Below are 13317 nucleotides of genomic sequence, written 5' to 3'. Positions count from 1 at the left end.
CGCGATCGCCGTCGTCGGCCGCGGCGCTGGCTAGATGACCGGTTCGAAGGTGACGGGGATGGCGGTGGGTGAACGGAACGGTTGCCCGAAGACATGCGGATCGGTGCTGGTGTCGAGTTCGATATCGGTGACACGGTTGAGCAGGCACTCCATCGCCACCCGGGTCTCCATCCGGGCCAGGTGCAGGCCCAGGCACGTGTGCTCGCCGGCGGCGAAGGTGATGTGCGGCACGCGCGTGCGGAAGATGTCGAATTCTTCGGATCGCTCCCAACGGGTTTCGTCGCGGTTGGCAGAGCCGATACACACGTCGATCACGGCGCCCGCGGGCAGTTTCACCCCATCGAGCTCGGTCTCGACATTGGCCGAACGTTGCACGGTGGTCAGCGGTGTCTCGAACCGCAGCGCTTCCTCGATGGCCTGGCCGAGCAGTCCCCGGTCGGCTTGGACGGCCGCGAACTGCTCGGGATGGGTCAGTAGCAGATACAACAGATTGCCCGAAGAGCGGTAGGTGGTTTCCAGTCCGGCGGGTAGCAGCAGTCGTAGGAAGGAGTAGATGGCCTCGTCGGTGAGCTTCTCGCCGGACACCTCGGCGGTCACCAGGTCTCCGATGATGTCGTCGGTGGGCGAGCAACGGCGCAGTTCGATCTGGTTGAGGAAGTAGTCCTTGAGCGCCGCGGACGCCTCGAAGGCGCGCTTGTATTTGACTGTGTAGCTGATCAATTCGACGGCACGCGCGCGGAACCAGGCCAGATCCTCTTCGGGCAGACCCAGCAACTTCGAGATGACGCGGGTGGGGAACTCGAAGGTGAAATCACGGACCAGGTCCGCGCGCCCGGCCTCGATGAACTCGTCGATCAGCGCCTCGCAGATGGGCCGCACGATCTCGGGTTCCCAGCGGGCCAGCGACTTCGTCTTGAATGCCGTGGTGACGAGGTTTCGATGGTCCCGGTGCGGCTTGCCCTCCATGGCCAGGATGGACGGTCCGATGAACAGACCGATGGTGGCGTCGTAGATCTTCGAATTGAAGGACTTGCCGTCCCGGAAGACGGTGCTGACCGCATCGAACGACACTGCGGCGAATTGATGCTCGGCGCGCAGCGACTCGGGGGTCTTGCGCCAGTCCATCACACTGCCCTCGAACACGCCGTTGCGGGCGCGGTGATACGCGAACAGGGGATACGGATCCCGCAAGAGGTTGAAGGATTCGCTCAGGACGTCCGGGGTACCGGTCGGATCCTCGATCTGGCTTTCCACGCCTGCTCCCCGCTGTGGTGCGATCGAATGCAATCGTTATTACGGTAAAGATTACAGTAGATGATGCCGGTAGGTCGAAACACCTCGCTTTCCAGCGGGGATGTCGCTGGACGGCGTCAGCGCATTGGGACGGCGCGGGCTGCTACCGTGGCAGTCACCGGAAGGGAGCGGGCGGATATGGGCACGACCGACAAACGGGTGAGTGGCCGGGTCGACATGCGTGCCCTGCTGGACCGTCAGCGGCGCTCTTTCATCGCCGACGGACCGCCGGACGTCGCGGTCCGGCGGCACCGCATCGACCGGTTGCTGGCCTTGGTGCTCGACAACACCGACGAGTTCGCCGACGCGATGGCGGCCGACTTCGGCACCCGGTCCCGGTCGGCATCACTGTTCACCGAAGTCGTCGGGATCATCCCGGTGATCGAACACACCAGAGCCCACGTGGCGCAATGGATGCGGGCGACCAAGCTGATGCGTGCCGCCCGGGTGGCGGGCCTGCGAGCCGAGGTGGAGCCGGCGCCGCTGGGTGTCGTCGGCATCATCGGTCCATGGAACTTCCCGCTGAATCTGGTGGTGCTGCCGGCCGCGGCCGCGTTCGCCGCAGGAAACCGGGTGATGATCAAGATGTCCGAGATCACCTCGCACACAGCAGAGGTGATGTGCGCGAAGGCGCCTGACTATTTCGACGAAACCGAACTGGCCGTGCTGGTCGGTGGTGCCGAGACGGCCGCGGAGTTCTCGACGCTGCCGTGGGATCACCTCTTCTTCACCGGCTCGCCCGGAGTCGGCGCCCTGGTGCAGCGCGCTGCATCGGAGAACCTGGTCCCCGTGACCCTCGAACTCGGGGGCAAGAACCCGGTGGTGGTGGCACCCGACGCCGATATCCGCCGCTCGGCCACCCGGATCGCTCAGGCACGCATGGTCAACGGCGGACAGGTATGCGTCTGTCCCGATTACGTCTTCGTGCCAGACCACAAGATCGGCGAGTTCGTCGACGTCGCCCGCCAGACGTTGCGCACCATGTTCCCGTCGATCATCGCCAACGGCGATTACTGCTCGAGCGTCAACGACGCCAACTTCGACCGGGTGGTCGGGTTGATCGACGATGCGCGCACCCGCGGGGCCACGGTGGAAGCCGTTGCGCCGCTGGGCGAGCCGCTGCCGGACCGGACGAGCCGCAAGATCGCACCGACCATCGTGCGCGATGTCGACGACACGATGAAGATCGCCCAGGAGGAGATCTTCGGACCTGTCCTGGTGGTGCACGGGTACTCCACGCTGACACAGGCGATCGACTACATCAACGCCCGCCCCGCGCCCCTGGTGGCCTACTGGTATGGACCCGACGGCACGGCGTTCCGGACCTTCGTGAGCCACACCCGCAGTGGTGGTGTGGCCCGCAACGACTTCGCCGCGCAGATGATTCCGTCGGCGGCACCATTCGGCGGCGTCGGGCGCAGCGGTATGGGCGCCTACCACGGCAAGGCCGGCTTCGATGCGTTCAGTCACCAGCGCACGGTGGTGGGTACCGACCTGCCGTTCAGCATGACCGGCAGCGCGGCGCCGCCGTTCCGGCGCGGACTGCGGTTGTACGCCGACGCCACCCTCGCCATGGCGCGCCGGCGCACCCATCGCAGGCTCAGGAAGCGGTGATCGCCTGTTCGCGGGCCCACCGGTAGTCGGCCTTGCCCGCCGGGCTGCGCTCAAGCACCGGCCGGAACACCACGGCTTTGGGCAGTTTGTAACGCGCGATGGACTTCTCGGCGTGCCGGATGAGCTCCTCGGCGTCGACATGGGCGCCGTCTGCCAGCGCAACCACCGCGACGACCTCGGAGCCCCACCGCTCACTGGGCCGGCCGGCGACCACGACATCGGCGACCGCGGGGTGCGAGGCGATCGCGGATTCGACTTCTTCGGCGAAGATCTTCTCGCCGCCGGAGTTGATGGTCACCGAATCCCGGCCGAGTAGTTCGATGGCGCCGTTGTCCAGATGGCGAGCACGGTCACCCGGCACCGCGAAGCGCACGCCGCCGATGACGGGGAAGGTCGCCGCCGTCTTGGCTGCGTCCCCCTTGTAACCCAGCGGGACGTAGCCACGCTGGGCCAGCCAGCCCAGACCGTCGTGTGCCGGCGCCAGTACGGAACTGAGATCCTCGGCCACCACACAGGTATCGGGTCCCGCATTGAAGGTGCCGGTCGAGACGGTGCCGGGAGCCGACATGTGGCTCATCTGCGCACCGGTCTCCGAGGAGCCGACGCCGTCGATCACGATGAGCCCCGGTTTGGCGTCGATCAATCGCTGTTTGACGTACGGAGTGAGCTGCGCGCCACCGTTGGCGACGACAGCCAGGCTGGAGACATCTGCGGTGCCGTCACGCAGAGCGGTTTCGATCGCGGTCAGGAGCGGCCGGGCCATGGCGTCGCCGACGACGGTGGCCACCAGCACCTGTTCGCGCTCGATGGTGCGTACCACGTCATCGGTGTCGAAACGATCGACGACACTGGGGAAGACCAGCGTCTGACCGGTGGTGATCGCCGTCATGGCGGCCCACTGGGCGGCGCCGTGGATGAGCGGCGGCAGAATCAGCAGCTTGGTGCCGGGGTTCTCGGCCGCCCGTTGTGCGATCTCGTCGACCGAGCCGGCCCGCTCGCCGGTCACCATGTTGCGGCCGCCGAAGGCGGTCATGAAGATATCGTGCTGGCGCCACAAGACGCCCTTGGGCATGCCGGTGGTGCCACCGGTGTAGAGGACGTAGAGATCGTCGGGGGAGGGCTGCACCGGGGGTGCCGGGACATTCTCGGCGACAATCGACTCGTAGTCGACCGCGCCGTCGAGCAGCTCATTACCGGAACTGTCCGCGATCTGGATGAGCACCTTGAGGTTCGGCAGCTCAGCGCGGATCTCGGCGACCCGGGGTGCGAACGCCGCGTGATACAGCAATGCCGAAACCTCGGAATCGGCCAGCAGATACTGCAATTCGTTCTTGACGTAGCGGTAGTTCACGTTGAACGGCGCCACCCGGGCGCGGAAGGAGCCCAGCAGTCCTTCGACGAACTCCGGCCCGTTGTACGCGTAGATGCCGAGCAGATCCTGGCCCACCTGATGACCGGCCAGCGCATCACGGTCGGTGTGGCAGCCCAGACCGCGTGAATGCAGGTAGGTCGCCAGCCGATTCGACCGGTCCACGATATGGCGATAGCTGTACCGGCGCTCGCCCTGGCTGACCAGGGTGCGGTCCGGTATGGCGGTTGCGACCGATTCGGCCACGGCAGTAACGGTGAATTGCGTTGCTGCGTCAGGCATGTGTGCTCCAAGTCGCGATCAGATCATCGGTGGTGGTGACGGTGGCAAGTAGGGACAGACTGTTGTCGATGACAGCCGCACCGTACTCGGCCGGGAATCCCGCGACCGCGTCGCGCGGGAGCACGACCCGGTAGCCGGCGTTCACGGCGTCCATCACGAGGTTGGGGATGGCGATGTTCAGCGAGACGCCGACGGCGACGATGGTGGTCACACCCAGATTGCGCAGGATCGCGTCCAGATCGGTGCCACCCATCGGGCCGACGCCGTGCCAGCGTGACAGCACCAGATCCGCGGGCTCCGGACCGAATTCGGGCAGCAGGGTGGCACCGGCGCTCCCGGGGGTGATGTCGACGGAGCGCTTACCCGCGGCGAACAGCCGGGCATTGTGATTGGAGCCCAACCCATCCGGCCGGCGCTGCACCAGACAGTGCACGACGTGGTGGCCGGCGGCACGGGCCGCGGGCAGCAACCGGGCGATGTTGGGCAGTGCCACCCGCTGTGCCTCCTCGGCGAGCAGGGCCAGCCCGGCGTCGGGCCCGACCACGGCACCCTGGAGTTCCTGGGTGATGACGGCCGTGCTCACGCGTCCACGCCGACCTCATAGAACTGGGTGGCCCACTTACGGATGGCCATATAGGGTTTCGCGTCGATCTTGGACAGCGACGGCCGTTCGACGTATTTCTGATAGCGCCAGATCTCCAGGTCGTCCCAGACGGTGACGAGGTACTGCTTCTCCACCCGCTTACGGACCTCCTCGGGTGGGATATCGGAGGTGTCGCCGGGTTCTTTGGGCCACCAGATCGAATAGAACATGTTCGACACCTGGTCGTCGACGGGTGTGCACGCGAAGATCAGCCGGTGGTTGGAGGCGCCTTCGAAGACGCTGATGGCGAAGCCGAGGCCGGAGAAGTGGCTGTGGATGTAGAGCGCCATCCGGTCGGGGTCGGCACTGCGCGCGTCGGGCCACCCGGTGAGGAACTGCCATTCGTTGTCGACCACTTTCCAGTCCAGGCACACCGGGGTGACGGTGGCGCGGTGCACATAGCGGAAATGTGCGCTGTCGGGCCCGTTTTCGGCGACGATCTGCGGATGCACGGGCTCGTTCTCGGCGAACCGGGAGAATTCGGGAAACGGGCGGTAGTACCCGTCTGGGTCGGTGGGGAACTGGGGGAACTTGTCGAAGATGTCGGGCAGCTCCCACTGCGGCGGCGTCCCGTGCGGTTGATGCCACATGAACACCACACCGTGTTGTTCCCGCACCGGGTACACGCGCAGGCGGACTCCACGGTTGGGCCGGTCGGGTTGATAGGGGATGAATCTGTTGGTGCCGTCGGGTCCCCAGCGCCACCCGTGGAAGGGGCATTCCACGCAGTCGCCGACGATCTTGCCCCCGTGGCCCAGATGGGCGCCGAGATGCTTGCAGTGCGCCTCCATCAGGTGCAGTTCACCCGACTCGTCCCGCCAGGCGACGAGGTCTTCACCGAAGTATCGGAGGGCCCGGGTTTCGCCGGTGAGGAACTCCGCCGACCAGCCGATGACGAACCAGCCGGTGACCTTCCAGGTGAACGGAACCTTCACGATCAACCTCCGCGATCCGGCCGAGATACTGAACAGCTTACAGTAGTATCGTCTGCAACTGCTGTGAAATGCAAAAGGAGCACGATGCCAGGGTTGTTGACCGACAAGGTCGCGTTCATCACCGGAGCGGCGCGTGGCCAAGGGCGCGCGCACGCGGTGCGGATGGCGAGAGAGGGCGCAGACATCATCGCGGTCGACATCGCCGGACCGTTGCCACCGAAGGTGCCCTATCTGTCGGCCACACCCGATGAGTTCGCGGAGACGGTCGATCTGGTGAAGGCCGAGGGCCGGCGGATCTTTCACCGCGTGGTCGACGTCCGCGACTACGACGGCCTGAATGCCGCCGTCGCTGACGGTGTGGCCGAATTGGGGCGCCTCGATGTCATCGTCGCCAATGCGGGTATCACCATCCCCGAGGCATGGCACGACATCACCCCGGAATCGTTCCGCGACACCATCGACGTCAACGTCATCGGCACCTGGAACACGGTGATGGCCGGCGCTCAGCACATCATCGACGGCGGCCGGGGCGGGTCGGTCATCCTGGTGAGTTCGCTTGCGGGCGTGAAGATGCAGGCGTTCATGGTGCACTACACCGCCAGTAAGCACGCCGTCACCGGAATGGCACGCGCGTTCGCCGCCGAACTCGGTAAGCATCACATCCGGGTGAACAGCCTGCACCCGGGTCCGGTGGCGACCGCGATGGGCACCGGTGACATGGTCGTCGCCCTGAACAAGGCCTTCGAGACCAACCCGGCGCTGGTGCAGATGGGCACGCCGTTCACCCCGAATTGGATCGTCGAGCCGGAGGACATCGCCGCGTCCGCGGTCTGGCTGGCCTCCGACGAGGCCCGGCACATCAGCGCGGTGGCCCTGTCGATCGACAACGGAATGGCACAGTTCTGAACATGACCGATGACGTCGAGGCGATCCGCCAGCTCAAGGCCCGTTACTGCAGGTTCCTGGATACCAAGGACATCGAGGCATGGAAGACGGTGTTCGCACCGGACGTGGTGGTCAAACTGGACATGGCGATCTCCACCGGGGGAGCCGACGGACAGACCGCGCCGGATCTGCACGGCCTGGACGAATTCCTGCCCGTCGTGCTCGGCGGGGTGGAGGGTGCTCAGACCAAACATCACTGTCACACCCCGGAGATCACGCTGACCTCGGACACCACCGCCACCGCGATCTGGGCGATGGAGGATCTGCTGCTGTTCGCGAACGGGGGCGAACTGTTCGGGGCCGGCCACTATCACGAGACGTACGAGAAGCGCGCGGGCACATGGGTGATCACCAGCCTGCATCTGACGCGCACCATTCTGCGGTTCACCGCGGGCAGTGCCGGCGGCTAGACGCGCGCCGGCGCGTAGCTTGAGATCAGCCGTGCCCGAACGCGGTTGATCTCGGCGTCGAGATCGTGATCCTCGGGCACCACGATCCACTGGAAGGCGATGCCGAATACCGACGCGGTGATGTCCTCCCGGGCGCTGTCGATATCGATATCGGGCCGGATCGATCCGTCGTCGATGCCGGTGCGCAGGCCGGCCTCGATCTTGCCGGCCGCGTCGCGCAGTTGGGTGCGGACGGCCTCACGCAGCGGGGAGACGGTCTTGACCGCCTCGAACGCCGACACGAACATGGCCCGCATGAGTGCGGGGTCCACCGCGTGGATCTCCTGGATGCGCTCGAAATGCGCGAGCACCTGCGCCAGACCATCGGCATCGGGCTCCGGATCGGGGTTCAGCCGGGCCACGTAGGTCTGCTGGAACGCCGCCAGGATGGCGTCCTTACTGCCGTAACGGGCGTGCACCATGGCCCGGCTGTACCCGGCGCGCCGCCCGATCTCCGCCGCTGTCGTTGCCTCCCAGCCTTTTTCGACGATCAATTCGGCGGCCGCGATGAGCAGCCGCTGGGAGGACATCTCGACGCGTTGTGGTTGGGTCAGGCCCTGGGCGGGGGACGGCACCCTTGCATATTAGTGGGCCGACAACTAACTTAGTTGTTCAGCGTCAAATTTCCCGAAAGGTCAACGATGACTTCGGTGGTGCCGTCCGGTATCGATGAGGTGACGGCGGCCTGGCTGTCGGAGGCGCTGCCCGGCACCGTCACCGCCGCGCGGGCCGAGCGGATCGCCGAGGACACCGGATTCTCGGCGCTGCTCTACCGGTTGCAGTTGACCGGGACCGATGTTCCCGAGACCGTGATCGTGAAACTCCCCGCGGAATCCGAGGCGCGCGGCGGTATGGCGCTGCTCGGTGGGTACCGGCGAGAGTTCGACTTCTACCGCCACATCGCAGCCGCGGCGCCGTTGTCCGTCCCGGCCTGTCACGCCGCGCTGATCTCGGGCGACGATTTCGTGCTGGTGCTGGAGGACCTGCGGGACTGGGAGAACGCCGACCATCTCGCCGGCCTGTCGTTGCCGCGGGCCCGGGCCACCCTCAACGCACTGGCAAGCCTGCACGCGTGGTCCGAGACGGATGCCGAAGAGGCTTCCCTGCAACGTTTTCCGGTGATCGATGATGCGCTGACCAGGGATCTGTTCCTGCCCGCTTTCACTCCCGGCTGGCAACTGTATCTGGACAAGACCGACCAACCGGTACCCGACCAGGTCGCCAGGTTCGCCGAGCGGTTCGGTGACCTGGCGCCGCAGGCGCTGACCGCGCTGACCGAACGGGCGATGTTGCTGCACGGCGACATCCGCGCCGACAACATGTTCTTCCGCGACGACGCTCTCAAGATCGTCGATTTTCAGTTGGCGGTGCGCGGAGCAGGGGCGGCCGATATCGCCTACCTGGTCAGCCAGGGCCTGCCGACCGAGGTTCGCCGCGGCAAGGACCGTGACCTGGTGCACGAATATGTGGGATACCTGAAATCCCATGGAGTCAACGACTACTCGTTCGAGCAGGCATGGCGGCACTACCGACTCGGCGTCGCCCTTCTGATGTACATGCCGGTGGTTGCCCTGCTCACCTGGGATATCGTGCCCGACCGGTCGAGGCGGCTGTGTGTGACGCTGATCGACCGCGCCGTCGCGGCGATCGAGGACACCGGTGCGCTGGAGGAGTTCCGGTGAGGTCGGCACGGGAAGTGGTGGAGCAGTACAACCTGGTGGTGTGGAACGAACGTGACTTCGCGCTGGCCGAAGAACTGCTGGGCGAGCAGGTGATCCGGCATGACGTCGGGGAGTCCACCACCCTCACCCATGCCGAAGCGGTCCGGCGGGTGGTGGATCACTGGGCGATGTTCGACACCATCCGGTTCGACCTGAACCTGGTGGTGGCCGGCGATGACGGTGAGCACGTCGCGATCGTCTACCAGTCTCCGATGACGCTCAAGGACGGTGCCGCGACCACCATCAGCAGCATCGAGATCTTCCGGGTGCGCGACGGCCGTATCACCGAGGTGTGGAATTGTGGCTACAAGCAAGGAGTTTGGGCGTGACGTCCGGCGGGCTGGGGGTACCTCCCGCTTGCGGGGGAGAGCGAAGCGGCATGGGGATCGGCGCAGCAGTACTCGACGAACTGGGCTACTACCTGCTGGCCGGCGCCGGGGGTGAGGGTCCGGCGACGCTGATGGACGAGGCGCGCCGGGGCGAGGAGCTCGGATTCGGTACCGCGTTCATCTCCGAGCGCTGGAACGTCAAGGAGGCCTCGTCGCTCACCGGTGCCGCGTGCGCGGTGACGAATCGGATGCAGATCGCCACCGCCGCCACCAATCACCACACCCGCCACCCGTTGATCACCGGATCCTGGGCCACCACCATGCACAAGCTGTCCCGGGGTCGGTTCACCCTGGGCATCGGGCGCGGGATCGCGGCCATGTACCACGCCTTCGGCGTGCCCGCGGTGACGACCGCGCAGATGGAGGACTTCGCGCAGGTGATGCGCCGGCTGTGGCACGGCGAGGTGATCTTCAACCACGACGGACCGATCGGCAAGTACCAGGTGCTGTTCCTGGATCCCGATTTCCGGGAGGACATCCGATTGGCGATCGTGGCGTTCGGGCCCCAGACGCTGGCCCTCGGTGGCCGCGCCTTCGACGATGTCATCCTGCACACCTACTTCACACCGGAGACATTGCAGCGCGCGGTCAAAACGGTCAAGGACGCCGCCGAGCAAGCCGGCCGAGATCCCGCGAGCGTGCGGGTGTGGTCATGTTTCGCCACCGTCGGCGACCACCTACCCGAGGAACTGCGGCTGAAGAAGACCGTTGCCCGCCTGGCTACCTACCTCCAGGGCTACGGCGATCTCCTGGTCGCCACGAACAACTGGGATCCTGCTGTGCTGCAACGCTTCCGCGAGGACCCTGTGGTCACCTCGATCCCCGGCGGAATCGACCACAAGGCCACCGCCGAACAGATCGAGCACATCGCCACCCTGATCCCCGACGAATGGCTGGAGCCCTCGGCGACCGGATCGGCGCGCCAGTGTGTGGACCGGATCCGCAAGGAGTTCGGCTACGGCGCCGACGCGGTCATCCTGCACGGGGCGACCCCGGACGAGCTGGAACCGATCGTGACGGCCTACCGGCAGTCCTGAGCCCTCGGGCGCCGCCACACCCGCACCGCGTGCTCAGGGCAGGATGACGGTGCGCTGCACCGGTTCGGCGGCCGCCTGGCGGGATCGCAGTCCCCGCCGCAACGCGTCGAGCAGTTGGTCGCGGGTCTCGCGCGGGTCGATGAGTTCATCGAAACCGAGACGCCCGGCGGACCGGAACGAGGCCGTGAGTTCGGCTTCACGCAGGGTGGCGGCCAAATCCTCCTCGGCGTGCGAGGCCTTCGACAGCGCCGCCGCACTCATGGCGCCCATGGTGGCGCCGGGGAAGGCAAAGGTGGCGTCTTGCCCGTCGAATCCCAGCAGCGACATCACCATTGAGCCGAAGCCGTACGCCTTACGCAGTGTGACATGCAGTTTGAGCGTGGTGGCGGCGGTCTGCGCGGCGAACATCCGGGCGCCGGCCCGCAGCACGCCGGAGCGCTCCGAGCGGCTGCCCGGCAGCATGCCCGGGTTGTCGGCGAAGAACACGATCGGCAGATGGAAGGAATCGGCCACCATGATGAAATGTGCTGCCTTGTCGGCGGCGTCGGCATCGATGGATCCGGCCAGCACGTTGGGTTGGTTGGCGACCACGGCGACCGGATGGCCGCCCAGGTGCGCCAGTGCACAGATGATGGCCTTGCCGAAATACGGCTGGACCTCGAACCAATCGGTGTTGTCGAATACGACGTCGAGCACCGAACGCATGTTGTAGACGCGCCGATTGTCGCGCGAGATGATGTCCAACAGTTCTGGGGTCGGCCGGGGCGCGGTCTCCTCGTCCTCTGCGATGTCCTCTGCGACCTGTTCCGGATAGGACCACGCACTCGACGGGAAGTACGACAGGTAGCGCCGGATGTCGTCGATGACGGCCTCGTCGTCTTCGCCGAGGTTGTGGACCACTCCGCTGTAGAGGGCGACGCTCGGACCGCCGAGGTCTTCTTTGGTGATCTCCTCGCCGGTGGACTCCTTCACCACCGGGGGACCCGCGGTGAAGATGGCACCTTGGCTGCTCATGATGCGGAAGTCGCTCACCGGTGCCACCAGCGCGCCGTGTCCGGCCGACGGACCGAGCAGAGCGGCCACCGTCGGCACCCGGCCTGAGCACTGTGCCTGGGCCAGTAGATCGGTGGGGGTACGTCCGTAGCGCTCCCCGCTGGCACGGTGGCCGGCGCCCTCCAGCAACATGACCAACGGAATCTTGTCGCGCAGCGCGAGTTCGGCCACCCGGTACCGCTTGGCGTTACCCGATGGCCCGATGCTGCCGGCCAGGGTGGTGAAGTCCTCGGCGCCCACCATCACCGGTGAGCCGTTGATCAGCCCGGAGCCGGTCACGATGCCGTCGGCGGCGATATCCTCGCCGGCGAGCATGCCGAGCTCGCGGAACGAACCCTTGTCCAGTAGTCGGTCCAGTCGGGCGCGCACATCCAGCTTGCCCTTGGCGCGGTGCTTGGCGACCCGCTCGTGGCCCCCCATGCCGAGTGTGTGCCGTCGTCGGCGATCGAGATCGTCGAGAGTTTCCTGCCAGTCCGAAGCGTTCGCCATCACCGGTCCCTGTCTGCTGGCGTTGACCATACTGAATTGCTTACTGTAGCGTCCCCGGCATGGGTAACCGCGCCCGGCTCGCCATTGATCGGGGCATCCCCAGCGACCTGCATGAGGTGCCCGCTGTGGCGCGCACGCTGGAGGAACAGGGCTACGACGGGTGCTGGACCGGTGAAATCAACCATGATCCCTTCCTGCCGCTCGTTCTTGCCGCCGAGCACACCACCAGGATGCAGCTCGGCACGAGCATCGCGGTGGCTTTCGCACGCAATCCGATGATCGTCGCGGGTCTGGGCTGGGACCTGCAGTCCTATTCGCAAGGCCGGTTCATCCTCGGTCTCGGTACCCAGGTACAGGCGCATATCGAAAAACGGTTCAGCATGCCGTGGGGGCAGCCGGTGCGCCGGATGGGCGAGTTCGTCGCTGCGGTGCAGGCGATCTGGGCCTCCTGGCGCGACCACAGCAGGCTCGCCTTCGAGGGGGAGTTCTACACGCACCGGCTGATGACCCCGATGTTCACCCCGGAGCCGCATCCGCATGGCCTGCCGAAGATCTTCCTGGCCGCCGTCGGCGATGCGATGACGCAGTTGTGCGGTGAGGTGGCCGACGGGCTCATTGCGCACGCCTTCACCACCCGGCGTTACCTCGACGAGGTGACCATCCCCGCGGTGCGGGCCGGGTTGGCGCGGTCCGGTCGGGACCGATGCGCACTGGAGGTGTCCTGCCCGGTCTTCGTCGTAACCGGCGAGACCGAGGAGCAGTTCGCCGCCGCGGCCGCCGCGCACCGCAAGCAGATCGCCTTCTACGGATCCACCCCCGCCTACCGCAAGGTGTTGGACCTGCACGGCTGGGGCGACCTGCACACCGAACTGCACCGCCTGTCGCGGCTGGGGGAATGGGACACCATGGCCGGGCTGATCGATGACGAGGTGCTGAGGGCGTTCACCGTGGTCGCACCGCTGCCGGAGGTGGCCGCTGCCTTACATCAACGTTGCGCCGGCGTCATCGACCGGGTACTGCCCGGCTTCCCGCCCGGCCTGTCGGAGGCGGCGATATCCGATGTGCTGCAAGAACTTCGGATCCTGGGGAGGAGATAGA

13 protein-coding genes are annotated in these 13317 nt (G+C 66.2%); 7 read left to right on the top strand and 6 right to left on the bottom strand.

Annotated elements, in window-relative coordinates:
- Positions 1–30: 30 nt before the first annotated feature.
- Positions 31–1254 (bottom strand): cytochrome P450, encoded by a 1224-nt coding sequence (locus tag H7J86_RS05905; protein WP_267289860.1) that lies wholly within the window; start codon positions 1252–1254, stop codon positions 31–33.
- A 177-nt stretch (positions 1255–1431) separates the two neighbouring features.
- Here H7J86_RS05905 and H7J86_RS05900 point away from each other — a divergent pair, with 177 nt between their 5' ends.
- Positions 1432–2907 carry an aldehyde dehydrogenase family protein gene (locus tag H7J86_RS05900; protein WP_267289858.1) on the top strand — a complete coding sequence of 492 codons (1476 nt, stop codon included), beginning with the start codon at positions 1432–1434 and terminating at the stop codon, positions 2905–2907.
- Here H7J86_RS05900 and H7J86_RS05895 read toward each other — a convergent pair.
- The 3 genes from H7J86_RS05895 to H7J86_RS05885 are packed head-to-tail and all read right to left on the bottom strand — an operon-like array spanning position 2894 to position 6136.
- Entirely contained in the window at positions 2894–4558 is a 1665-nt protein-coding gene (locus H7J86_RS05895; protein WP_267289856.1) for an acyl-CoA synthetase, read from the bottom strand. The two genes, H7J86_RS05900 and H7J86_RS05895, sit on opposite strands and share 14 nt — an antisense overlap.
- Positions 4551–5141: a cysteine hydrolase family protein gene (locus H7J86_RS05890; protein WP_267289854.1), complete on the bottom strand. Its 591-nt coding sequence runs from the start codon at positions 5139–5141 to the stop codon at positions 4551–4553. The genes H7J86_RS05895 and H7J86_RS05890 overlap by 8 nt, the downstream gene beginning before the upstream one ends.
- Positions 5138–6136: an aromatic ring-hydroxylating oxygenase subunit alpha gene (locus H7J86_RS05885; protein ID WP_267289852.1), complete on the bottom strand. Its 999-nt coding sequence runs from the start codon at positions 6134–6136 to the stop codon at positions 5138–5140. Before H7J86_RS05885 ends, H7J86_RS05890 begins: the two co-directional genes overlap by 4 nt.
- A gap of 84 nt (positions 6137–6220) precedes the next feature.
- On the opposite strand from H7J86_RS05885, the gene H7J86_RS05880 reads away from it, so the two are divergent.
- A complete protein-coding gene (locus tag H7J86_RS05880; protein ID WP_187098846.1) occupies positions 6221–7042 on the top strand; it encodes a mycofactocin-coupled SDR family oxidoreductase in 822 nt (273 codons plus the stop codon).
- Positions 7043–7044: 2 nt separating this feature from the next.
- A complete protein-coding gene (locus H7J86_RS05875; protein ID WP_267289850.1) occupies positions 7045–7491 on the top strand; it encodes a nuclear transport factor 2 family protein in 447 nt (148 codons plus the stop codon).
- Here the strand turns inward: H7J86_RS05875 and H7J86_RS05870 are convergent.
- Positions 7488–8105, bottom strand: coding sequence for a TetR/AcrR family transcriptional regulator (locus tag H7J86_RS05870; RefSeq protein WP_235632824.1), 618 nt, complete (start codon positions 8103–8105; stop codon positions 7488–7490). The genes H7J86_RS05875 and H7J86_RS05870 overlap by 4 nt on opposite strands.
- Positions 8106–8171: 66 nt before the next feature.
- Between H7J86_RS05870 and H7J86_RS05865 the strand changes: the two genes are divergently transcribed.
- Genes H7J86_RS05865 through H7J86_RS05855 form a run of 3 tightly spaced genes read left to right on the top strand, consistent with a single transcriptional unit; the run spans position 8172 to position 10677 of the window.
- Positions 8172–9212 carry a phosphotransferase gene (locus H7J86_RS05865; RefSeq protein ID WP_267289848.1) on the top strand — a complete coding sequence of 347 codons (1041 nt, stop codon included), beginning with the start codon at positions 8172–8174 and terminating at the stop codon, positions 9210–9212.
- Entirely contained in the window at positions 9209–9580 is a 372-nt protein-coding gene (locus H7J86_RS05860) for a nuclear transport factor 2 family protein (protein ID WP_187098849.1), read from the top strand. Before H7J86_RS05865 ends, H7J86_RS05860 begins: the two co-directional genes overlap by 4 nt.
- A 50-nt stretch (positions 9581–9630) precedes the next feature.
- Positions 9631–10677 (top strand): TIGR03857 family LLM class F420-dependent oxidoreductase, encoded by a 1047-nt coding sequence (locus H7J86_RS05855; protein WP_090357170.1) that lies wholly within the window; start codon positions 9631–9633, stop codon positions 10675–10677.
- Between the two features lie 33 nt (positions 10678–10710).
- Here H7J86_RS05855 and H7J86_RS05850 read toward each other — a convergent pair whose 3' ends face one another.
- Complete coding sequence (locus tag H7J86_RS05850) at positions 10711–12219, bottom strand: acyl-CoA carboxylase subunit beta (protein WP_267289846.1); 1509 nt, start codon at positions 12217–12219, stop codon at positions 10711–10713.
- 59 nt (positions 12220–12278) lie between these two features.
- On the opposite strand from H7J86_RS05850, the gene H7J86_RS05845 reads away from it, so the two are divergent.
- Positions 12279–13316, top strand: a complete 1038-nt coding sequence (locus tag H7J86_RS05845) for an LLM class F420-dependent oxidoreductase (RefSeq protein WP_090357166.1) — start codon at positions 12279–12281, stop codon at positions 13314–13316.
- The last annotated feature ends 1 nt before the right edge of the window (position 13317 follow it).

Source organism: Mycobacterium hackensackense, from assembly GCF_025822555.1.
GTDB lineage: Bacteria > Actinomycetota > Actinomycetes > Mycobacteriales > Mycobacteriaceae > Mycobacterium > Mycobacterium fluoranthenivorans.
The sequence above is the reverse complement of the archived record's forward strand: the minus strand, read 5'-3'. Positions and strand labels throughout refer to the sequence as shown.